The sequence below is a fragment of the Nocardioides immobilis genome, assembly GCF_003515065.1.
Classification (GTDB): domain Bacteria; phylum Actinomycetota; class Actinomycetes; order Propionibacteriales; family Nocardioidaceae; genus Nocardioides; species Nocardioides immobilis.
The window spans coordinates 62,470-83,682 of the sequence record NZ_QXGH01000033.1 but is presented as its reverse complement, the minus strand read 5'-3'; the positions used below and the strand labels follow the sequence as shown (position 1 = coordinate 83,682).

24 protein-coding genes and 1 riboswitch are annotated in these 21,213 nt (G+C 71.9%); of the genes, 3 read left to right on the top strand and 21 right to left on the bottom strand.

Annotated elements, in window-relative coordinates; translation table 11 throughout:
- Positions 1–5 precede the first annotated feature (5 nt).
- The 7 genes from pheS to D0Z08_RS25025 all read right to left on the bottom strand — a co-directional run bounded on the left by pheS (position 6) and on the right by D0Z08_RS25025 (position 5,139).
- Positions 6–1,139 carry a phenylalanine--tRNA ligase subunit alpha gene (gene pheS, locus D0Z08_RS25055; RefSeq protein WP_118928006.1) on the bottom strand — a complete coding sequence of 378 codons (1,134 nt, stop codon included), beginning with the start codon at positions 1,137–1,139 and terminating at the stop codon, positions 6–8.
- Positions 1,140–1,182: 43 nt separating this feature from the next.
- The gene (locus D0Z08_RS25050) at positions 1,183–2,205 is read right to left on the bottom strand and encodes a sensor histidine kinase (protein WP_118928005.1); all 1,023 of its coding nucleotides are present in this window, start codon (positions 2,203–2,205) and stop codon (positions 1,183–1,185) included.
- Positions 2,206–2,214: 9 nt separating this feature from the next.
- Positions 2,215–3,000 (bottom strand): TrmH family RNA methyltransferase, encoded by a 786-nt coding sequence (locus D0Z08_RS25045; RefSeq protein ID WP_425454073.1) that lies wholly within the window; start codon positions 2,998–3,000, stop codon positions 2,215–2,217.
- 32 nt (positions 3,001–3,032) lie between these two features.
- Entirely contained in the window at positions 3,033–3,422 is a 390-nt protein-coding gene (gene rplT / locus D0Z08_RS25040; protein WP_118928003.1) for a 50S ribosomal protein L20, read from the bottom strand.
- Between the two features lie 39 nt (positions 3,423–3,461).
- Positions 3,462–3,656: a 50S ribosomal protein L35 gene (rpmI, locus tag D0Z08_RS25035; RefSeq protein ID WP_118928002.1), complete on the bottom strand. Its 195-nt coding sequence runs from the start codon at positions 3,654–3,656 to the stop codon at positions 3,462–3,464.
- A gap of 16 nt (positions 3,657–3,672) precedes the next feature.
- Positions 3,673–4,419 (bottom strand): translation initiation factor IF-3, encoded by a 747-nt coding sequence (gene infC / locus D0Z08_RS25030; protein ID WP_245994445.1) that lies wholly within the window; start codon positions 4,417–4,419, stop codon positions 3,673–3,675.
- Between the two features lie 174 nt (positions 4,420–4,593).
- The gene (locus D0Z08_RS25025; protein ID WP_118928001.1) at positions 4,594–5,139 is read right to left on the bottom strand and encodes an SseB family protein; all 546 of its coding nucleotides are present in this window, start codon (positions 5,137–5,139) and stop codon (positions 4,594–4,596) included.
- 67 nt (positions 5,140–5,206) lie between these two features.
- Here D0Z08_RS25025 and D0Z08_RS25020 point away from each other — a divergent pair, with 67 nt between their 5' ends.
- A complete protein-coding gene (locus D0Z08_RS25020; RefSeq protein WP_118928000.1) occupies positions 5,207–6,424 on the top strand; it encodes an alanine racemase in 1,218 nt (405 codons plus the stop codon).
- Entirely contained in the window at positions 6,408–7,022 is a 615-nt protein-coding gene (locus D0Z08_RS25015) for a nucleoside/nucleotide kinase family protein (RefSeq protein WP_118928037.1), read from the top strand. Before D0Z08_RS25020 ends, D0Z08_RS25015 begins: the two co-directional genes overlap by 17 nt.
- Here D0Z08_RS25015 and D0Z08_RS25010 read toward each other — a convergent pair.
- From D0Z08_RS25010 to ligD, 9 genes are all read right to left on the bottom strand, one after another.
- Positions 7,009–7,446: a PH domain-containing protein gene (locus D0Z08_RS25010; RefSeq protein ID WP_118927999.1), complete on the bottom strand. Its 438-nt coding sequence runs from the start codon at positions 7,444–7,446 to the stop codon at positions 7,009–7,011. The two genes, D0Z08_RS25015 and D0Z08_RS25010, sit on opposite strands and share 14 nt — an antisense overlap.
- Entirely contained in the window at positions 7,434–8,282 is an 849-nt protein-coding gene (gene hisG / locus D0Z08_RS25005; protein ID WP_118927998.1) for an ATP phosphoribosyltransferase, read from the bottom strand. The genes D0Z08_RS25010 and hisG overlap by 13 nt, the downstream gene beginning before the upstream one ends.
- Before the next feature lie 9 nt (positions 8,283–8,291).
- On the bottom strand, positions 8,292–8,555 hold the full coding sequence (locus tag D0Z08_RS25000) for a phosphoribosyl-ATP diphosphatase (protein ID WP_118927997.1): 264 nt from the start codon (positions 8,553–8,555) through the stop codon (positions 8,292–8,294).
- A gap of 11 nt (positions 8,556–8,566) precedes the next feature.
- Positions 8,567–9,052 carry a 6,7-dimethyl-8-ribityllumazine synthase gene (gene ribH / locus D0Z08_RS24995; RefSeq protein WP_118927996.1) on the bottom strand — a complete coding sequence of 162 codons (486 nt, stop codon included), beginning with the start codon at positions 9,050–9,052 and terminating at the stop codon, positions 8,567–8,569.
- Position 9,053: 1 nt separating this feature from the next.
- Positions 9,054–10,343, bottom strand: a complete 1,290-nt coding sequence (locus D0Z08_RS24990; RefSeq protein ID WP_118927995.1) for a bifunctional 3,4-dihydroxy-2-butanone-4-phosphate synthase/GTP cyclohydrolase II — start codon at positions 10,341–10,343, stop codon at positions 9,054–9,056.
- Positions 10,340–10,927 (bottom strand): riboflavin synthase, encoded by a 588-nt coding sequence (locus D0Z08_RS24985; RefSeq protein ID WP_118927994.1) that lies wholly within the window; start codon positions 10,925–10,927, stop codon positions 10,340–10,342. The genes D0Z08_RS24990 and D0Z08_RS24985 overlap by 4 nt, the downstream gene beginning before the upstream one ends.
- On the bottom strand, positions 10,927–11,970 hold the full coding sequence (gene ribD / locus D0Z08_RS24980; RefSeq protein WP_118928036.1) for a bifunctional diaminohydroxyphosphoribosylaminopyrimidine deaminase/5-amino-6-(5-phosphoribosylamino)uracil reductase RibD: 1,044 nt from the start codon (positions 11,968–11,970) through the stop codon (positions 10,927–10,929). Before ribD ends, D0Z08_RS24985 begins: the two co-directional genes overlap by 1 nt.
- A 130-nt stretch (positions 11,971–12,100) precedes the next feature.
- Positions 12,101–12,230: riboswitch (FMN riboswitch) on the bottom strand.
- Positions 12,231–12,318: 88 nt separating this feature from the next.
- A complete protein-coding gene (gene rpe, locus D0Z08_RS24975; RefSeq protein ID WP_118927993.1) occupies positions 12,319–12,987 on the bottom strand; it encodes a ribulose-phosphate 3-epimerase in 669 nt (222 codons plus the stop codon).
- 10 nt (positions 12,988–12,997) lie between these two features.
- A complete protein-coding gene (ligD, locus tag D0Z08_RS24970) occupies positions 12,998–13,969 on the bottom strand; it encodes a non-homologous end-joining DNA ligase (protein ID WP_118927992.1) in 972 nt (323 codons plus the stop codon).
- Between the two features lie 48 nt (positions 13,970–14,017).
- Here ligD and D0Z08_RS24965 point away from each other — a divergent pair, with 48 nt between their 5' ends.
- Entirely contained in the window at positions 14,018–14,824 is an 807-nt protein-coding gene (locus D0Z08_RS24965) for a hypothetical protein (RefSeq protein WP_118927991.1), read from the top strand.
- 7 nt (positions 14,825–14,831) lie between these two features.
- Here D0Z08_RS24965 and D0Z08_RS24960 read toward each other — a convergent pair whose 3' ends face one another.
- The 5 genes from D0Z08_RS24960 to metK all read right to left on the bottom strand — a co-directional run bounded on the left by D0Z08_RS24960 (position 14,832) and on the right by metK (position 21,123).
- Entirely contained in the window at positions 14,832–16,250 is a 1,419-nt protein-coding gene (locus D0Z08_RS24960; RefSeq protein ID WP_118927990.1) for an RsmB/NOP family class I SAM-dependent RNA methyltransferase, read from the bottom strand.
- Positions 16,251–16,267: 17 nt separating this feature from the next.
- Complete coding sequence (gene fmt / locus D0Z08_RS24955) at positions 16,268–17,194, bottom strand: methionyl-tRNA formyltransferase (protein WP_118927989.1); 927 nt, start codon at positions 17,192–17,194, stop codon at positions 16,268–16,270.
- Positions 17,191–17,736, bottom strand: a complete 546-nt coding sequence (gene def, locus D0Z08_RS24950) for a peptide deformylase (protein WP_118927988.1) — start codon at positions 17,734–17,736, stop codon at positions 17,191–17,193. The genes fmt and def overlap by 4 nt, the downstream gene beginning before the upstream one ends.
- Positions 17,737–17,765: 29 nt before the next feature.
- Positions 17,766–19,808 carry a primosomal protein N' gene (locus D0Z08_RS24945; protein ID WP_118927987.1) on the bottom strand — a complete coding sequence of 681 codons (2,043 nt, stop codon included), beginning with the start codon at positions 19,806–19,808 and terminating at the stop codon, positions 17,766–17,768.
- A 115-nt stretch (positions 19,809–19,923) separates the two neighbouring features.
- The gene (gene metK / locus D0Z08_RS24940) at positions 19,924–21,123 is read right to left on the bottom strand and encodes a methionine adenosyltransferase (protein ID WP_118927986.1); all 1,200 of its coding nucleotides are present in this window, start codon (positions 21,121–21,123) and stop codon (positions 19,924–19,926) included.
- Positions 21,124–21,213 lie beyond the last annotated feature (90 nt).

The window sequence follows — 21,213 nt, the reverse complement described above, 5'->3', positions numbered from 1 at the left end:
GGGTCCTAGAGCTCGCTTCCGAAGGCAGTGGTGAAACGGACGTCGCCCTCGAAGAGCGCGCGCAGGTCCTCGAGACCGTGCCGGAACATCAGGGTCCGGTCGATGCCCATGCCGAAGGCGAAGCCGGTGTAGCGCTCGGCGTCGACGCCGCAGGCGATGAGCACCCGCGGATTCACGACACCGCAGCCGCCCCACTCGATCCAGCCCTCGCCCCTGCAGGTGCGGCACGACGCGGAGTCCACGCCCCTGCAGACGAAGCACTTGAGGTCGACCTCGGCAGAGGGCTCGGTGAACGGGAAGTACGACGGACGGAACCGGGTCGTGACGCCCTCGCCGAACATCTGGGTGGCGAAGTGGTCGAGCGTGCCCTTGAGGTGCGCCATCGTGATGCCCTCGTCGACGGCGAGACCCTCGACCTGGTGGAACATCGGGCTGTGCGTGGCGTCGTACTCGTCGGTGCGGAACACCCGGCCGGGCGCGACCACGTAGATCGGCGGCTCCTGGGTGAGCATGGTCCGGGCCTGCACCGGGGAGGTCTGGGTCCGCAGCACCACACCGGTGCCGGCTCCGTGGACGTCGTCGGCCGGGCCGGTGCGGTCGGACGAGGCGGTCCAGAACGTGTCCTGCATCGTGCGGGCCGGGTGGTCGGCGTCGAGGTTGAGCGCGTCGAAGTTGAGCCACTCGGCCTCGATGACCGGGCCCTCGGCCACCTCCCAGCCCATCGCCACGAAGATGTCGGCGATCAGCTCGGCCCCGGTCGTGATCGGGTGCCGCGCGCCGATGGGGAGCCGGTCGGTCGGGAGGGTGACGTCGACCGTCTCCTCCACCAGGATCCGCGCCGCGTGCTCGGCCTCGAGCACCTCCTGCCGGGCGGCGAGGGCCTGGTTGACCTCACCCCGGGCGCGGCCGACCCGCTGGCCCGCCTCCTTGCGGGCCTGCGGGGGCAGCGCACCGATCTCCCGGTTGGCGAGCGCGAGCGGCGAACGGTCGCCGGTGTGCTCGGTCCGGACCCGCTTCAGATCCTCCAGGTCGGCGGCTGCGGCGATCGCGGCGAGAGCCGCCTCTCGGGCCGCATCGACCTCTTCCGGCTGCACGGCAGCAACCTCCACGGGGTCGTAATCGGTGTTGGGTCCGGACACAAGTGGTCAGTCTAGGAACCGACCCTCACCAGCAGCGAACCGGTTACGGGGCGTGGACGGGCCAGGTGACCGTGACGACCGCCCCGCCGCCCGGCCGGTCGCCGATCAGGACGGTGCCGCCGTGGGCGCGGACCAGGCCGTTGACGATGTAGAGCCCGAGTCCCGAACCCCCGCCTGAGCTGGCGGTCCAGAACTTCGTGAACACCCGTTGACGCAGCTCCTCCGGGATGCCGTCGCCCTCGTCGGTCACGGAGAGCGCGACGTACGACGGGTCGGCCGGGTCGAGCCCGATGGCCACTGCGACGTCGCCCTCACCGTGGCGCACGCCGTTCTCGACCAGGTTGGTGACGACCTGGGTGACCTTGTCGGGGTCGGCCACGATCTGCGGCACCTCCTGGGCGTCGAGCGTGATCCGCCGCGCCGTCGCGTGCTGGACCGACTCGACCACGCGTTGGCTCAGCACCACCAGGTCGCACGGCCGCGGATGAACATGCAGGCGCCCGGTGTCGATCCGCGCGACGTCGAGCAGCTCCGCGATGAGCCGGGTCAGCCGGTCCGCGTCGGCCGCGACGGTGGTGAGCATCAGCTTCTTCTGGTCGTCGTTGAGCTGGTCCCACCGGTTGAGGAGCGCGTGGACGAAGCCGCGGACGCCGGTCAGCGGCGACCGCAGCTCGTGCGCGACGGTGGCGACCAGGTCCGACCGCTCACGATCGAGGCGGGCCCGCCAGCGCCCGGACCTGATCGTCACCGCGACCCGGTCGATCGGCTCGCCGCGTCCCGGCCGGTGCAGCTTGGCGGCCACCAGGACCTCGGTGCCGTCCGGGAGCAGCCACGACTGCTCGGGCACGGCCTTCCGCGTCCGGAGACCCGCGTAGGGGTCGTTGCTGGTGACCCAGTCGTTGCCGTCGATGTCGCTGAGGGCGAGCACTTCGGCAAGCGGCCGGCCCGCGCCGGAGCCGTCGATCCGCAGCATCCGGCGTGCCTCGACGTTGGTCAGCTCGACCATCCCGTCCGGGCCGGCGAGCACCACCCCGTCCGGCATGGCATCGATCGCTCGCTGCGGCATGAGCCGAATCTAGTGGCCCCGCATGCCGGCGCGGGCGGAGGCGTAGAGGCACAGCGCGGCGGCGGTCGCGAGGTTGAGGCTCTCGGCGCGGCCGAGGATCGGGATCCGGACCCCGTGGTCCGCCAGCGCGGCCAGCTCGGCGGGCAGCCCCCAGGCCTCGTTGCCGAACAGCCAGGCGGTGGGTCGGGCCAGCAGGTCGTCGGCCTCGAACAGGTCGACCTCTCCCCCGCCGTCGGCGGCCAGGACGGTCAGTCCGGCGGCTTGGGCGGCCCGTACGGCGGCCACCGGGTCGCGCTCGATCGCGAACGGCACGTGGAACAGGCTGCCCACGCTGGCTCGGACGGTCTTCGGGTTGTAGGCGTCCACCGAGTCACCCGCCAGCACGACGCCGTCGGCGCCGGCCGCGTCGGCGCAGCGGATCACGGTGCCGGCGTTGCCGGGATCGCGCACGTCGGCGCAGATGGCGAGGAGGGTCGCCGCACCCTCGGCGAGGACGGCGTCCAGGGGCGTGTCGAAGTGCCGGCAGACGGCGACCACCCCGGCGGGGTTGACGGCGTCGGAGAGCGACGCGAGCGCCCGGTCGTCGACCAGCGAGACGTCGACACCGGCCAGGAGCGCGTCGTACTGCTCCGCCGCTGCGGGCGTGGCGAAGACCTCGACGACGCGTTCGGGCACCTCGAGGGCGCCCTCGACGGCCTTCGGGCCGTCGGCAAGAAAGAGCCGCCGCTCGGATCGCACCGAGCGGCGGCTCAACTTCCTTGCCTCCTTCACGCGACCGCTGTTGAAACTCAGCACAGCGCTCGCCGGGAGGGGGGCATGCGTTCGGGTCAGGCCGAGGCCTGGGCCGGAGCGTTGACGTCCTCCGGCAGGGCGGCCTTCGCCTGGGCGACGATCGCCGAGAACGCAGCCGGGTCGTTGACCGCGAGGTCAGCGAGGATCTTGCGGTCGACCTCGATGCCGGCCATGTTGAGGCCCTGGATGAACCGGTTGTAGGTCATCCCCTCGGCGCGGGCAGCCGCGTTGATCCGCTGGATCCACAGGCGGCGGAAGTTGCCCTTGTTCTTCTTCCGGTCGTTGTAGCTGTAGACCAGCGAGTGGGTGACCTGCTCCTTGGCCTTGCGGTAGAGGCGCGAGCGCTGGCCGCGGTAGCCGCTGGCGCGCTCGAGGGTCGTCCGGCGCTTCTTCTGCGCGTTTACTGCGCGCTTGACGCGTGCCATCTCTTAACTCCTTGTATCAGTGCTCAGGTGCGGCGCCGGTCAGAGACCGAGCATCTTCTTCGCGCGCGGGACGTCGTTCTTCGCAACCTCGACGGTGCCGGTCATCCGCCGGGTGACCTTCGAGGGCTTCTTCTCCAGGTTGTGGCGCTTGCCGGCCTTCTCCCGCAGGATCTTGCCGCTGCCAGTCACCTTGAACCGCTTGCTGGCACCGGAGTGCGTCTTGTTCTTCGGCATCTCTATGTTCCTTCTCTCACAGGTCGATGTCGGGGTCGAGCGCCTCGTTCGCGCGCTTCTGCTTGCGCTGCGTCGAGGGCTGGTGTGCGACGCGCTCGGCGTGCTCGGCGGCCTTCTCGGCATCCCGCTCGGCGGCGGCCTCCTGCTTGGCGGCCTTCACCTCGAGCTTTGCCTCCGCCTTCTTCTTGTTCGGTCCCAGGACCATGATCATGTTGCGGCCGTCCTGCTTGGGCGACGACTCCACGAAGCCCAGCTCCTGGACGTCCTCGGCCAGCTTCTGCAGCAGCCGGAACCCGAGCTCGGGGCGATGCTGCTCGCGGCCGCGGAACATGATGGTGATCTTGACCTTGTCGCCTGCCTTGAGGAACCGCACGACGTGACCCTTCTTGGTCTCGTAGTCGTGCTGGTCGATCTTCGGCCGGAGCTTCATCTCCTTGATGATGACGTTGGTCTGGTTCCGTCGCGCCTCACGGGCCTTCTGGGCGTTCTCGTACTTGAACTTCCCGTAGTCCATGAGCTTGCAGACGGGCGGCTTGCCCATCGGAGCGATCTCGACGAGATCCAGGTCGGCCTCCTGGGCCAGCTTGAGTGCCTGGTCGGTCGGGACGATCCCGACGGTCTCGCCGTTGGGTCCCACGAGCCGGACCTCGGGTACCCGGATCCGCTCGTTGATACGCAGCTCAGTGCTGATGTGTCCTCCAGTGTTGTTGGTGTCGGGCCCCGCGCCCGCCTCGAAAAACAAGAACGGCTCCCGCTTGTTCAAGCGGAAGCCAGTCGCAACCTCGTCATCGGGCGCTCGCGCGCACGACCAGGTTCACGGACCGGACCCGACGACCTTTGGTGCTGGGGCGGCCGATGCGGGTGGGAGACGTGGATGCTGCTGGTCCCCGCTTGTAGATCAGTCATCCGGGGATGACAGATCGGTCAACGTCAGATGCTACCCGAGTTGTTCCTCACCGCGCGAATCTCCAACGGCGCCGGCCCAGGCCCACTCCCCGTCGGCGAGGCGGACCGGCCGCCAGCCGGCGGCGAGCCGGTGGAGATCGTCGCCGGAGACCGTGAACGGCGCCCGGCCGCCGACGTCGACGACGAGGGCGTCGGCGCCCTCCTGCACCGCCGTGGCCGCCGCGAGCGACGAAGCCACGGGCACCGGGCGGGCCTCCGGGTCCCACTGCGCCAACGCTGCCGTGCTCGAGAAGGCCAGCAGCGCCCGCCGTCCGTCCGGACGGGTGAGCAGCACGGCCGCCATGTCGCTGGACTTGTCATGCGCGAGGCCGGCGTCGTCGTACTCGACCTCGCCGAGGAGTGCCACCACCGGCACCAGCAGCCGGGCCCCGGCGACGGCCGCCAGGACCTGGGGGTACGACGTCGAGCCGTCCGCCCACGCCAGCAGCTCGGCGAACAGCTCGTCGTCAGCGCTGCCGTCGTCATCGACGTACGACGACCCCTGGATCAGGCGCTGCTTCGGATGCTCCTCGGTCACCGACCCATCGTCCCATCGCCCGTGTCGGTCGCCCTACTCCGCGTCACCTGCGTGAAACGATGCTCCGATGGGGACCGACTCGATCTCGCGCAACCGTCTCGCGGCCCGGCTCGACGCCGCAGTCCGGGAGCACGGTGAGCCGCTGCCGGCCCCTGTCTTCGTCGTCGACGTCGACGCCTTCGACGCGAACGCCGCGGACCTGGTCAAGCGGGCGGCCGGCAAGCCGATCCGGGTGGCGTCGAAGTCGCTGCGGGTGCCGGCCCTGATCCGGCGGGCCCTGTCGCACGAGGGCTTCCGCGGCGTGCTCTCGTACACCCTCGCCGAGGCCCTGTGGCTGGAGGAGCAGGACATCTGCGACGACCTGGTCGTCGCGTACCCGACGGTCGACCGCGCCGCCCTGGCCCGGCTGGTCGCGTCGCCGCGGGCGGCGTCGCGGATCACGTTGATGATCGACGACGTCGTCCACCTCGACGCGGTCGACGCCCTCCGGGCCTCGACGGCGGTGCCCGTGCGGGTCGCGATCGACATCGACGCCGGGCTGGTCGTCGGCGGCCGCCACGTCGGCCCCAAGCGGTCCTCCCTGTACGACCCGTCCGAGGTGGTCGCGCTCGCCCGCACGGTGCTCGACCGGCCGGGATTCCACCTTGCCGGCGTGATGACCTACGAGGGCCAGGTCGCCGGTGTCCCCGACGCGGTGCCCCACCAGCGCGCCCGGTCGATGGTGGTCCGACGCGTCAAGGACGCGTCCGTCGCCCAGCTGCGGGCGCGACGCGCCGCGATCGCCGAGGCGTTGCGCCCCGTCACCGAGATCGGCTTCTGGAACGCCGGAGGGTCGGGATCGCTCGAGTCCTCGACCTCCGACCCGGTCGTCACCGAGCTGAGCGCGGGGTCGGGGCTGCTCGTCCCGACTCTCTTCGACCACTACCAGGCGTTCGACCCGCGCCCGGCGTCGTACTTCGGGCTCCCGGTGACCCGGCGTCCTTCGCCGGAGATCGCGACCGTGCACGGCGGCGGGATGATCGCCAGCGGCCCTGGCTCCGCCGACCGGCTGCCGGTGCCCTGGGCGCCGGCCGGGCTGCACGTGACCGGGCTCGAGGGCGCCGGCGAGGTCCAGACCCCGCTGACCGGTCATCCTGCGGCACTGCTGCGGGTGGGCGACCTGGTGTGGTTCCGGCACGCCAAGTCGGGCGAGCCGTTCGAGCACACCACCACCGTGCACCTGCTGTCCGGGGAGCGCCTCCTGGAGAGCGTGCGGACCTACCGTGGACATGGCCTCGCGTTCTGAGCCGGCGGCCGCGCCGGGCTCGCCGCAGGAGACGGCGCAGCTCGTCCTCGACCTCGCACTCTCCCGGCGTCCCACCCTCGGGGAGACCCGGCTGGTGTCGATCGACGGTCCGGCCGGCTCCGGCAAGTCGACGCTGGCGGCCGGCATCGCCGAGCTCGACCCCGGAGCGCGGGTGGTCCACATGGACGACCTGTACGACGGCTGGAAGGGACTCGGCTCCGTCGCCCGGCAGGTCAGCACCTTGGTCCGTCCGCTCGCGCTGGGCCGGGCCGGGTTCTACCGGCGCTACGACTGGCATCGTGGCGAGTTCGCCGAGACGGTCGACGTCGAGCCGGTCCCGTTGCTCGTGCTGGAGGGCGTCGGATCGGGCCGGGCCGAGCTCGCGACGATGATCACCGTGCTGGTCTGGGTCACCGCGCCGCGGCCGCTGCGCCGCGAGCGGGGCCTGGCCCGCGACGGCGAGGCGGTCGCGCCCCAGTGGGACGGGTGGATGCGTCAGGAGGACGCCCACTTCGCGACCCAGCGGACCGCGGAGCGGGCCGACATCGTCGTCGACGGGACGGGCGACCGTCCGGCGCGCCGGGTCACCTCTGGTTGAGGAGCGCCTTCAGCTCGGTGAGCGCGGTCCGGGCCCGGGCCCCGTCGGAGCCGTGGATGCCCATCGCGGAGATGGTGGTGCCGTCGTCGAGGTCGAGGGTCGGCCACGGCGCACCCGGCGGCAGCTGGACGGAGACCACCTGCGCCCACTCCAGCTGACGCTTCCGGTAGCCGTTGACGACGGTCAGGCCGGCCTCGTCCGCGGTGATCCGGGACCGCGCCAGACCGTTGAGGGCCACCAGTCCCAGCCCGATGAAGAAGATGACCGTCGCGCGTTGGAGCGGGCTGACCGCGTCCTTCGTCTCCTGCGGGAAGGTGATCCACAGCCCGCCGAAGGCCGCGACCAGGACGATGCCGAAGACGAGCGCCGCGATCCGCGGGCCCAGCGGGCGCCAGGTCCTCGGGAGGTCCGTCACAGGCGGCACGCGTGGATGTCGGTGAGCAGGATCGCGCGGGCGCCGAGGTCGTAGAGCTCGTCCATCAGTCGCTGGGAGCCGGCGCGGGGAACCATCGCCCGGACGGCGACCCAGCCCTCGCGGCGGAGCGGCGAGACCGTCGGGCCCTCCAGGCCCGGGGTCAGCGCGACCGCGGCGGAGACCCGCGACTCCTCGATGTCGTAGTCCATCATCACGTAGCCGCGGGCCACCATGACGCCCTCGACGCGGCGCTTGAACACGTCGAACGCCGGCGAGCCGTTGCCGGCACGGGTGATCAGCACCGCCTCGGACTGGAGGATCGCGTCGCCGAACACCTCGAGCCCGGCCTGGCGCAGCGTGGTCCCGGTCTCGACCACGTCGGCGATCACGTCGGCGACGCCGAGCTGGATGCTGGTCTCGACGGCACCGTCGAGGCGCACGACCTGGGCCTCGATGCCGCGGCTGTCGAGAAACGTCTGGACGATGCCGGTGTAGGACGTGGCGATCCGCTTGCCAGCCAGCTGCGCGAGGTCGTCGTACGCACCCTGGGGGCCGGCGAACCGGAAGGTGCTCCGGCCGAACTCCAGCGGCATGACCTCCTCGGCCTTGGCGCCGGAGTCGAGCAGCAGGTCGCGGCCGGTGATGCCGACGTCGAGGGTGCCCTCGCCTACGTACAGTGCGATGTCGCGCGGGCGGAGGTAGAAGAACTCCACGTCGTTCTCGGCGTCGACGAGCCGGAGCTCCTTGGAGTCGGTGCGCTGCCGGTAGCCCGACTCCTTGAGGATGTCGGTCGCGGCTGCGGAGAGCGCCCCCTTGTTGGGGATCGCGATCTTGAGGCTGGGCATGGGATCTTCCTAGAGGTGTGCGTAGACGTCGGCGGGCTCGAGGCCGAGGGCGAGCATCAGGACCTGGGCGTGGTAGATCAGCTGGCTGATCTCCTCGGCGGCCCGGTCCTTGCCCTCATGCTCCGCGGCCATCCACGACTCGGCGGCCTCTTCGACCAGCTTCTTGCCGATCTGGTGCACGCCGGCGTCCAGCGCGGCGACCGTGCCGGAACCGGCGGGCCGGGTCTGCGCCTTCTCGCTCAGCTCGGCCCAGAGCTCCTCGAACGTCTTCACGGGGGTCAAGGCTACGGCGTGTGCCGCTTGACCTTGCGCAGGGTCTGGGCGGTGAGAAGCGCAGCCGACGTCGCCTCGTAGCCCTTGTCCTCCTGCGAGCCCTCGAGCCCGGCCCGATCCAGCGCCTGCTGCTCGTTGTCACAGGTCAGGACGCCGAACCCGATGGCGACCTGGTGGTCGAGCGCGACCCGGCCCAACCCGTCGGTCGCGGCGTTGCAGACGAACTCGAAGTGCGGCGTGCCTCCGCGTATGACGACGCCGAGCGCGATCACGGCGTCGTACTGCTGCGACGCGAGCGCTGCCGCGACGACCGGCAGCTCGAAGGCGCCCGGCACCCGCACCACGACGGGCGCCTCGACCTGGTGGTCCTTGAACGCCCGGTCAGCTCCGGCGAGCAGGCCGTCCATGAGCTGGGGGTGCCAGCTCGCCGCCACCACCGCCACCCGGAGGTCGTGGCAGTCCGTCGGCTGTGCGGTCGGGGCTCCGTGTCCGGCCATCTCAGATTGCTCCTGCGTTGAGGTCGTCCGACGGGGCCTGCCCGGCGACGGGCAGGTCCAGGTCGGGAAGGTGGTGGCCCATCCGGTCCCGCTTGGTCAGCAGGTAGGCCAGGTTGTGGTCGTTGGGGTGGGGCGTGAGAGGCACCCGCTCGGCGACCTTGATGCCGTAGTCCTCGAGGTTCTTGACCTTGTCCGGGTTGTTCGTCAGCAGCCGGACCTGGCCGATGCCGAGGTCGCGCAGGATCTGCGTCGCCGCGCCGTAGTGCCGCGCGTCGGCCGGTAGCCCGAGGTCGAGGTTGGCGTCCACGGTGTCGCGGCCGCCGTCCTGGAGCTGGTAGGCCTGCAGCTTCGCGACCAGGCCGATGCCGCGGCCCTCGTGCCCACGCAGGTAGACGACGACACCGCGGCCCTCCGCCACGATCCGGTCCATCGCCTCGTTGAGCTGGGGGCCGCAGTCGCAGCGGCTGCTGCCGAAGACGTCACCGGTGAGGCACTCCGAGTGCACCCGGGTGAGGACCGGCTTCCCGTCCGCCAGCGACGCCGGGTCGCCGTACACGAGGGCGACGTGCTCGCTGCCGTCGACGGTGATCGTGTAGCCGTAGGCGACGAAGTCGCCGTGGCTGGTGGGCAGCCGGGTCTCGGCCTCGCGGATGACGTGGAGCTCGGTACGACGGCGGTACTTCACGAGCTCCTCGATGGAGATCATCGCCAGGCCGTGCTCGTCGGCGAACTCTCGCAGCTCGGCGGCCCGCTTCATCGTGCCGTCGTCGTTGACGACCTCGACCAGCACACCGGCCGGCGTGAGCCCGGCCATCTTCGCCAGGTCGACCGCTGCCTCGGTGTGACCGCGCCGGACGAGGACGCCGCCCTCGCGGTAGCGCAACGGGAAGACGTGACCGGGCCGGGTGATCTCCCAGGGCTCGGTGGCCGAGTCGGCGAGCACCCGTGCGGTGTGAGCACGGTCGGCGGCGGAGATGCCGGTGGAGACGCCGTCGCGGGCGTCGACGGAGATCGTGTACGCCGTCCGCATCCTGTCCTTGTTGTGCGGTGTCATCAGCGGGATCTCGAGCCGGTCGAGCATCGCGCCCGGCATCGGCACGCAGATCACGCCGCTGCTGTGGCGGATCGTCCAGGCCATCAGCTCCGGCGTCGCCTTCGCCGCGGCGAAGATGATGTCGCCCTCGTTCTCCCGGTCCTCGTCGTCCACGACGACGACCGCCCTGCCGGCGGCGATGTCGGCGACCGCACGCTCGACCGGGTCGAGCCGCACCTTGCCGTTGGTGTCAGTCATTTCTGAATCAGCCTTTCGACGTGCTTGGCGATGATGTCCGCCTCGAGGTTCACCGGGTCCCCCGGCTGCTTGAAGCCGAGCGTGGTGCGGGCAAGGGTCTCCGGGATCAGGGAGACGACGAAGCTCTCGTCCCGGAGCTCGGCGACGGTGAGCGAGATGCCGTCGACGGTGATCGAGCCGTGGAGGACGACGTACCGCCGGATCTGCTCGGGGAGCGCGATCTCCACCAGGTCCCAGTGCTCCCCCGGCGACCGGTCGAGGATCGTCCCGGTGGTGTCCACGTGGCCCTGGACGATGTGACCGCCGAGCCGGGTCTGCGGCGTGCACGCGCGCTCGAGGTTGACCCGGTGACCGACGGCGAGCGCACCGAGGGAGGTCTTGTCGAGCGTCATCTTCATGACGTCGGCGGTGAAGGTCCCGTCACCGCGGGTGGAGACGGTGAGGCAGCAGCCGTTGACCGCGATCGAGTCGCCGAGCGCTGCGTCGGTCGACACGACGCGCCCTTCGACGGTCAGCCGGACCGCGTCGGACTGCTCCTCGATCGCGGTGACACTGCCGAGCTCCTCGACGATGCCGGTGAACATCAGGCGCCTCCTGGCTCGGCCGAGGTGTCAAGGTGGGCGCCTTGGAACCTGGTGAGACGAAGCCGGACGTTCGCCTCGCTGCCCTCGCCGATCACCGCCACGTCGGTGATCTCGAGCCGCATCGCCATGCTGAGGGTGTGGATGCCGAGGCCCCCGACCGCTGACTTGCCGGCGCCGAGCAGCAGCGGTGCGACGTACGTCACGACCTCGTCGACGAGGCCGGCCTTGAGGAACCTCGCGGCGAGGGTCGGGCCTCCCTCGAAGAACACGTGGTGGCGGTCGTAGTCGCGGTAGAGAGTGGTGAGTGCCTCGAGCGGACTGTGGGTGCGCAGCTGGACGGTCTCGGCCGCGTCGTCGAACACCCGGCGCTCGGGGTCGAGGTCGCGCTCCCCCATCACCACGCGGAGCGGCTGGTCGGCCAGGAGCTGGTCGTCGGCGTCGCGGACCGTGAGGTGGGGGTCGTCGACCTCCACCGTGTTGGTGCCGATCAGCATCGTGTCGCAGAGCGCCCTCAGAGCGTGCGTGTCCCGACGCGCGGGGAGCGAGGAGACCCAGCGCGACGTACCGTCCCGGGCGGCACTGCGGCCGTCGAGGGTGGACGCGAACTTCCAGGTGACGAACGGCCGGCCGTTCTCGTGGGCGAAGGTCCATGCCGGGTTGAGCGCGCGGGCGTCGTCGACCAGCAGGCCGTGCTCGACCTCGACGCCTGCGGCGGCGAGCGCCTCCAGGCCGCCTCCGGCGATCGGGTTCGGGTCGCGCTGGGCGACCACGACCTTCGCAACGCCCGCATCGATCAGGGCCTCCGTGCACGGCCCGGTCCGGCCGGTGTGGTTGCACGGCTCGAGCGTCACGACCGCGACCCCGCTGCGAGCGCGGTCGCCTGCGTCCTTGAGCGCCTCGATCTCCGCGTGCGGCGTTCCGGCGCCATGGTGGTAGCCCTCACCGGCGATCGTCCCGTCGGGAGCGATCACCACGCACCCGACCCGTGGGTTGGGGCGCAGCGGGACACCGGGCGACGCAGCGAGCTGCAGCGCCCGCTCCATCGCGTCGAACTCCTGGGCGAAGGTCTCCGCCACTCCTCTGTCCTCTTCCCCTGTCCGTACTGTCCTCTGCTCGGACTCCGGGGATGAGGGGCGGTGGACGTCGTGGCAGAACCACCGGCGTCGGCCGCTCGTGCGTGCACTTCCCATCCGGACTTTGACCGTCGGTCCAGGAGTTTCACCTGGTCAACCGATCGCTGGCTGCGATCGGGTCGCGGACTGTTACCGCCGGCTCGGAGTTTCACCGACCCCAGAGCACGCGAGCTCTTGTGAGGTCAATGGTGGCACAGGGCAGGGGTATTCCCGCAACGTGGCCCTGATCTCGGACGGTCGGCGTTCCCGATGGTGGGGTCAGGCGCGGACGGCTTCCTCGGCCTTCGCCCGCAGGGCAGCGACCATCGCGTCGGGATCGTCGGCGGAGAAGACGGCGCTGCCCGCGACGAAGACATCGGCACCGGCCTCGGCGCAGCGTTCGATCGTGTCGAGGGAGACACCGCCGTCGACCTGGAGCCAGGTCTCGATGCCGTGCTTGTCCATCAGCGCGCGGGCGCGGCGGATCTTGGGGAGGCACAGGTCGAGGAACCTCTGCCCGCCGAACCCGGGCTCGACGGTCATGATCAGCAGCATGTCCAGCTCGGGCAGCAGGTCCTCGTAGGGCTCGATCGGCGTCGCGGGCTTGAGCGCCATCGAGGCCCGGGCGCCCGCGGCGCGGATCTCCCGGGCCAGCCGGACGGGCGCCTTGGCGGCCTCGACGTGGAAGGTGACGGAGCCGCAGCCGGCTTCGACGTACGCCGGGGCGTTGCGGTCGGCGTCGTCGATCATCAGGTGCGCGTCGAGGGGGGTCTCCGTCGACCGGGCCAGCGCCTCGACCATCGTCGGGCCGAACGTGAGGTTTGGGACGAAGTGGTTGTCCATGACGTCGACGTGGATCCAGTCGGCACCGGGGATCCTGGCCACCTCGTCGGCGAGCTTGCCGAAATCGGCGTTGAGGATCGACGGAGTGATCTGGAGGTGGCCCACGGCGCGGAGTCTAGTGAGCGTCGGCCGGGTCCTCGTCCACCGGCGGAGGTTCGGACGCGCCCTCGGCGTCGTCCCGGTCCGCCCACTCCAGCAGCGGCGCGATGTCGAACACGTGGTCGTCGATGTCCTCGTGCAGGTCGCCGATCTCCGCGAACCGCTTCGGCACGGTGTGGATGGTGAAGTCCCGTGGGTCGGCGTCGTCGATCTCGTCCCAGCGGATCGGCGTGGACACCCGCGCGTCGGGCAGGCCGCGGAGGGAGTACGCCGCCGCGATCGTGTGATCACGGGCGTTCTGGTTGTAGTCGACGAAGACGTGCTCGGGGTCGCGGTCCTTCTTCCACCAGGTCGTCGTGACTAGGTCCGGGGCGCGGCGCTCGACCTCACGAGCGAACGCGAGCGCGGCACGCCGTACGACCTTGTGGTCGCCGTCCGGGCGGATCCGCACGTAGACGTGCAGCCCCTTGCTGCCGCTGGTCTTCGGGTAGCCGACGGCGCCGAGCTCGGCGAGCACCTCGTGCGCGACGTGGGCGACCTTGCGGACCGAGTCGTACGACGACTCCGGGCCCGGGTCGAGATCGATCCGCCACTCGTCGGGTTGCTCGGTCTGGCCGCGCCGGCTGTTCCAGGGATGGAACTCCACGGTGGACATCTGGACCGCCCAGATCACCGCTCCGAGCTCGGTCACGCACAGCTCGTCGGCGGTGCGGCCCCAGCGGGGGAAGTAGAGCTGGACCGTCTCCACCCAGTCCGGGGCGCCGGCCGGGAGGCGCTTCTGGTGCACCTTGTCCCCCGCCAGTCCTTTAGGGAAGCGGTGCAGCATGCACGGCCGCTCCCACAGCGCGTTGACGATGCCCGGGCCGACGGCCAGGTAGTACTCGACGACGTCGAGCTTGGTCGCCCCCGCGTCCGGGAAGTACACCCGGTCCGGGTTGCTCACTCGCACGACCCGGTTGTCGACCTCGATCTCCACGGCATCGGACACATCTGAAGATTAGTGTCACCCCGCAGGCGCTCGGAGCGTCGTACAGGTGTGACCACCGTGAACGACCGGCTCTCCGCCCAGCTCCGCGCCTCTCGCGACGACGCCATGCCCGACCTCGACCGGCTGACCGACGGCGCCATCGCGTCGGGTCGCCGCCGCCGCAACCTGCGCCGGGCGGGCATCGCGCTCGTCGGGGTCGGCGCTGCCGCCGGTGTCGGCGTGTTCGGCGTCGTCGTCACGAGCGGCGACGACGCGCCCACCGTCGCCGAGGACGACAGCTGGGCCGCCGGCAGCGAGTCCCCGGAGGCGCCGCCCGGCCCGCAGGTCGGGCAGGAGCTCGACCTCGGCGAGGGCGTGACCGGGACGGTCACCGACGACGAGGCCGGCGTCTACGTGCTCGGTGGCAGCACGCTGCGGGGCTCGGGCAGCGGGTTCGTGGTGATCGCCGACGGCCCCACGTCAGCGGTCGAGGACTGGTGGTCGCGCGGCTTCGGCACCCTGACCAGCGACTACCCCGGCATCACCGTCGCCGTCACCATGGCCGATGCAGAGGCGCTCGGGATGCTCGGCAAGGTCGACAAGGTTCCGGTCACCGTCCCCGACGGCTGGACGTGCGAGTGGTTCCTGGACGACGACAAGGCCGCGTGCCAGGCCGCCGATGGCGGCACTGCCGGGCTCGTGATCCGCGACGCCGCCGATCGCGAGGCGTGGGTCGGGGATCCCGACAAGGGCGCCGACCCCGCCGTCTACCTGACCGAGGCCCACGACGGGACCTTCATCAGCGTCCAGCCGGGTCGAGGCACTACCGATGCCGAGATCCAGGCGCTCGGTGAGGGCCTGGTCTGGGTCGAGTGAGCGGAGCTCAGGCTCCGGCGTCCCGGGGACTCCCGCGGCGGAGCAGCGCGAGGAACATCGCGTCGGTGCCGTGCCGGTGCGGCCAGAGCTGGGCGGTGCCGGCCACCGGGCCGTCTGCATCGGTGACCCCGGGCAGCACCGCCCGGACGTCCTCGAGCCTGACCTCGCCGCCGGACCCGAGCATCGACGACACCACGTCGCCGGTCTCCGCCCGGACCGGCGAGCAGGTCGCGTAGAGGACCACGCCTCCCGGCCGGACCAGCGTCAGTGCGCTGGCCAGCAGGCGTCGTTGCAGGAGCACGAGCGTCAACAGGTCGTCGGGACTCCGGCGCCACCGCGCCTCGGGGCGGCGGCGCAGCGCCCCGAGCCCGGTGCACGGCGCGTCGACGAGCACCCGGTCTGCGGTGCCGGGCGCCAACGGGGGCCTGGTGCCGTCGGCGGCGACGACGCCGATGATGCCCGGCACGCCGCTGGTGCCTCCGACCGCGCGCCGGACGAGGCCGGCGCGGTGGAAGTGCTGCTCGATCGCCAGCACGCCGGCACCGCGCTCGGCGGCCAGCGCGGCCAGCAGCGCGGTCTTGCCGCCGGGGCCGGCGCAGAGGTCGACCCACACCCGGTCGGACCCTTCGAGGGGTGCGGTCGCCATGGCGAGGGCCACCAGCTGGGAACCCTCGTCCTGGACACCGGCGCGTCCCTCGGCGATCGCGGGGACCTTCGCCGGGTCACCGCCGTCGAGGACCACGCCGTACGGCGAGTACGGCGTCGGTGTGCCGGGGAGCTCGGCCACCTCGGAGCGGCCGGGTCGCGCCACGAGCGTCACCTTCGGCGGGACGTTGTCCGCGGCAAGCAGCGCGTCGAGCTCGCCGTCGGGCGCGGCGAAGTCGAGCAGGTCGACCACCCACCGCGGGTGGCTGTGCTGGATCGCGAGGTGATCCATCCGGGCGTTCCGCGATCCGGAGGGATCCGGCGCGACCTCGTCGACCCAGGAGTCCAGGTCGCGGCGCGCCACGGAGCGGAGCACGGCGTTGACGAAGCCGGCGCCGCCCGGCCCGGCCTTGGAGTGCGCGAGGTCCACGGTGCTGCTGATCGCGGCGTGCGGCGGTACCCGCATCGCCAGCAGTTGGTGGCAGCCGAGCCGTAGCAGGTCGAGGATCCCGAACTCGACCCGGCGCAGGGGCCGGTCGATGCAGGAGGCGAGGATCGCGTCGTACGTCCCCTGGCGGCGGATGGTGCCGGCCGCGAGCTCGGTGGCGAACCCGGCGTCGCGGGTGTCGAGTCCGTGACGGGCGACGACCGCGGGCAGCACCAGGTTGGTGTACGCGTCCTCGGTCCGGACCAGGCGCAACACCTCGAGCGCCGCGCTGCGCGCGGGATCCACCGGCCGCGAGTGCGGTGCCGGTCGTCGGCCGCTCCGGGGGTCGGGCATCGGCGCTCCCGGCCGGCTCACGCGAACTTCGCGCCGTCGGCGAGCCGGGCACCGCGTGCCCAGTCGGCAGCCGGCATCTGCTTCTTCCCGAACGCCTTGACGTCGCCGAGGCGCACCGGGACGGTCGAGGTGCCGACCAGCACCTCGGACTTGCCGACCGCAAGCGCGCCGGGCGCCAGCTCCGGAGCGTTGGCGACGGGGGTCACCGGCCCGAGCTTCACCCGCTCGTCCTCGAAGGTGGTCCAGGCACCAGGCCCGGGGGTGCAGGCACGGATCCGGCGATCCGTGGCGGCGGCGGGCTCGCTCCAGTCGACCCGGGCGTCGTCGACGGTGATCTTCGGCGCCAGGCTGACGCCCTCGGACGGCTGGTCCCTGGCCTCGAGCGACCCGTCGGCGATCCCGTCGAGGGTCGCGACGAGCAGGCTGGCGCCGCCCTGGGCGAGCCGCCCCAAGAGGTCACCGGCGGTGTCGGTCGGGCGCACTCCCTCGGTCATCAGGCCGTACGTCGGACCGGCGTCGAGCGCCTCGACGATGCGGAACGTCGTCGCTCCGGTGATCTCGTCCCCCGCCCAGATCGAGTGCTGGACCGGAGCCGCACCCCGCCAGGCCGGCAGTAGCGAGAAGTGCAGGTTGACCCACCCGTGCCGCGGGATGTCGAGCGCGCTGCGCGGGATCAGAGCGCCGTACGCGACGACCGGGCAGCAGTCCGGCGCCAGGTCGCGCAGCGCCGCCTGGAACTCCGGGTCGCGCGGATGGTCGGGCTTGAGGACGGGTACGCCGAGCTCGGCCGCTCGCGCCGCCACCGGGCTCTCCGTCAGCTTCCGCCCGCGTCCCGCCGGCGCGTCCGGACGGGTCACGACGCCGACCAGCTCGTGATCGGACCCGGCGATCGCGTCGAGGGCCGGTACGGCGACCTCGGGCGTGCCGGCGAAGACCACTCTCATAGCCCGAAGCCCCGTGTCGCGTGGGGTGACACCCTCACCGTCGGGTGCTCCATCCCGAACCACTCCGACTCGCGGATCTCCTTCATCGCCGCCTTCCGCGCCTCGGCGTCGAGCCGGTCGATGAAGAGCACTCCGTCGAGATGATCGGTCTCGTGCTGGATCGCGCGTGCGAGCAGCTCGGAGCCCTCGATCCGCACGGGATCGCCGTACATGTTGAAGCCGGTCGCGACGACCGACAGCGCGCGGATGCAGTCGTAGGTCAGCTCGGGGAGCGACAGGCAGCCCTCGGGGCCGTCCTGCACCTCCTCGGACAGGTCCAGCGACGGGTTGATCAGGTGCCCGACCTCGTCGTCGACGTACCACGTGAACACTCGCAGACCCACGCCGATCTGGGGCGCGGCGAGGCCCGCGCCGGGCGCCTCGAGCATCGTGTCGGTGAGGTCGGTGACCAGCTGCCGGATCTCGGTGTCGAAGTCGACCACCTCGATCGCCCGCCGCCGGAGCACGGGATCGCCGAAGAGGCGGATCGGTCGGATAGCCACGCGGCGAGTCTAGTGGGACTCCGTGTCCCTCATATCTCCGTGGGGTCGACCTGGATCCGCACGGGATCGAGCTTGCGCGCCGAGCGCACGCGCTGCAGCTCCCCGAGCGCGGCCGACAGGGCCGCGCCTTCCGCCCGCGGCACCCGCACCACCGCGCGTTCCTCGTCGTCGGCGGCGCCCGGAAGCGGCGCGAGCGGGCCCAGGACGTCGCCGTGCTCCGGCAGGGCGAGCAGGGTCAGCGCGTCGTCGAGCGCTCCGGGCGCGGCCCGGAGGACCGCGACCCGGGTCGCGGGCGGCAGCCGGGCCTCCCGCCGTTCCTCGGCCTCGCGTCCCGCGAACCCGGGCTGGTCCCACCGCACCAACGCCTGCAGGGCGGGCTCCCCCGGGTCGCCCACCGCCAGTGCCCGCCCTCCGGGCCGGAGCAGCGCGACGGCGTTGCTCCACCGGCGCAGTGACTCCTCGGCCGCCCGCATGCTGTCGCGGGCGAGGAGCAGCCAGGTGTCGAGGAGTACGACGACGGCGTAGCCCTCCTCCGCCACGGGCTCCGCGCCCGGCGTGGCCACGACGATCCGGCGCTCGGCGTCGACGGTGGCCCGGATCCTGTCCCCGCTCGAGGTGACCACCGGCACCGGCGCGAACGCCCGACCGAGCTCGTCAGCGGTGCGGGCGTCGCCGATCACCGGCGCCCGCAGCCCGCGCCCGCCGCACTCGGCGCAGGCCCAGCCGGGTGCCTCGGTCGCGCACCAGCGACACCGTGGGGGCGTCGTCGGACCCGTCAGCTGCAGCGGACCGCTGCAGGCGGTGCACCGGGCCGGCGTCCGGCAGCGGTCGCAGGACAGCCGCAGCACGTAGCCCGCCCGCGGCGTCTGGACGAGCACCGGGCCACGCTCCAGCCCCCAGCGGACGGCGTCGTGCGCCTCCTTCGGCACCCGCGCCCCGCCGCCGTGGGGGTCGCGCTTGGAGTCGCCGCCCGTGACCGCGATCAGTGCCCGCTCCCGCACGGTCGGGCGAGGTGCTGCGATCTCCTTGGCCCAGCCGGTCTGCAGCAGCTGATCGGCCTCGACGCTGCGCGAGAAGCCGCCCACCAGCACGGCACAGCCCTCGATCTCCGCCCGCTCGAGCAGCACCTCACGGCTGTGCGGGTAGGGCGCCCGCGGCTCGGCGTGCAGGTCGTCGCCGTCGTCCCAGAGCACGACCAGGCCCAGGTCGTGGACGGGCGCGAAGGCCGCGGAGCGGGTGCCGACCACGATCTTGCGCGTGCCGCGGCTGACCATCAGGAAGTCGCGGTAGCGAGGGCCCGGCCCCGCGTCGGCCTGCAGCGTCACGTGGTGATCGGGTCCCATCACCTCCGTGAGCGCCGCGCCGACCCGGGCCACGTCGCGGTGGTCGGGGACGCAGATCAGCACGCCGCGGCCGTTGACCCGCGTCGCCGAGGCCAGCTCGGCGAGGCGACGGGGCCAGTCCTCCCCCGGTGCCGCGCTCCAGACCGCGCGCGGCGAGGCACCGGTCATGAGGTGACGACGGAACGCGGGCGCAGCCGTGTAGGCCGCCCAGGCGTTCTGCCCGTCGCCGACGGGCCGGTCCTCGAACGGCGGCTCCGGCGACGCGGGCTCCTTCTCGGTCGTCGCATGACGAGGCGGCACCGCGAGACGTCGTACGTCGGAGCTCGCGCCCGCGTAGCGCTCGGCGATCCGGCGACACAGCTCGGCGACGGCCGGCGTCAGCACCTGCTCGTCGCTGACCACCCGCCGGAGCGGCGCGAGCCGACCGTCGTGGTCGGTGGCGGCCGCGCGCGCGATCACGTAGCCGTCGACGTCCTGACCGGCGAAGCGGACCTTGATCCGCACCCCGGGGCGGGCCTGGTCGGCCATCGCCGCCGGCACGGCGTAGTCGAAGGGCCGGTCGAGGTGGGTCAGGGGCAGGTCGACGAGGACCCGGGCGACGGGATCGACCTCGGCCAGCTCCACGGGCGTCGCCTGCTTCGCCCGGCGGGCACGGGCCGCCGCCCCCGAGCGCCGCGCAGCGGCACGCGCCAGCCCGGGGAGGGCGGCGTCCTGCTCGTCGGCGGTCATGCGCGTTGTCTACCAGCGACGCCCGACGACTCGTCGAGCCGGCTCATCCCGGCACGGGAATTGCAACGGGTCGGCGCATCTCCGGTACCGAAGACGCGCCGACCCGGCAGGTGGATCAGATGCCTGCGGCGGCCTTCAGGGCCTCGGCCCGGTCGGTCCGCTCCCAGGTGAACTCCGGCAGCTCGCGGCCGAAGTGGCCGTAGGCGGCGGTCTTGGCGTAGATCGGCCGGAGCAGGTCGAGGTCGCGCAGGATGGCGCCCGGGCGGAGGTCGAAGACCTCGAGCACGGCCTCCTGGATCTTCTCGTCCGGGACGACGCCGGTGCCGAACGTCTCGACGAAGACGCCCATCGGGGCGGCCTTGCCGATCGCGTAGGCGACCTGGACCTCGGCGCGACGGGCCAGGCCCGCCGCGACGATGTTCTTGGCGACCCAGCGCATCGCGTAGGCGGCCGAGCGGTCGACCTTCGACGGGTCCTTGCCGGAGAACGCGCCGCCGCCGTGGCGGGCCATGCCGCCGTAGGTGTCGACGATGATCTTGCGACCGGTCAGGCCGGCGTCACCCATCGGGCCACCGATGACGAAGCGGCCGGTCGGGTTGATGTAGAGCTTGTAGCCCTCCGACGGCACCAGTGCCTTGAACTGCTCGAGGACCGGCTCGATGACGTTGACCTCGATGTCCTTGGCCAGCTGGTCCTGGCTGACGTCCTCGGCGTGCTGGGTGGACAGCACGACAGCGTCGATGCGCAGCGGGCGGTCGTCCTCGTCGTACTCGATGGTGACCTGGGTCTTGCCGTCCGGGCGGAGGTACGGAAGCGTCCCGTCCTTCCGGACCTCGGTCAGCCGCTCGGCCAGCGTCTGCGCGATCTTGATCGGCAGCGGGAAGAGCTGGGGGGTGTCGTCGCAGGCGTAGCCGAACATCAGGCCCTGGTCGCCGGCGCCCTGACGGTCGAGCTCGTCGTCCGAGCCGCCGACCCGCTCCTCGAACGCGTCGTCGACGCCCTGTGCGATGTCGGCCGACTGGGAGCCGATCGCGACCTGCACGCCGCAGGAGTTGCCGTCGAAGCCCTTCTCGGACGAGTCGTAGCCGATCTCGAGGATCTTCTGGCGCACCAGCTGGGCAACCGGGGCGTACGCCGACGTGGTCACCTCACCGGCGACGACGACGAGACCCGTGGTCAGGAGCGTCTCGACAGCGACCCGGCTCTTCGGGTCGTGCTCGAGCAGGTAGTCGAGCACGGTGTCGCTGATCTGGTCAGCGATCTTGTCGGGGTGCCCCTCGGTCACGGACTCGGAGGTGAAGAGGCGTCCAGCCACGTTGGTTTCTCGCTTTCGCATCGGGCGTCTTAGGGGGTTGTCAGGGGCCGATTGCCGATCCAACGATACGGGGATCGACAGGTGACGCGG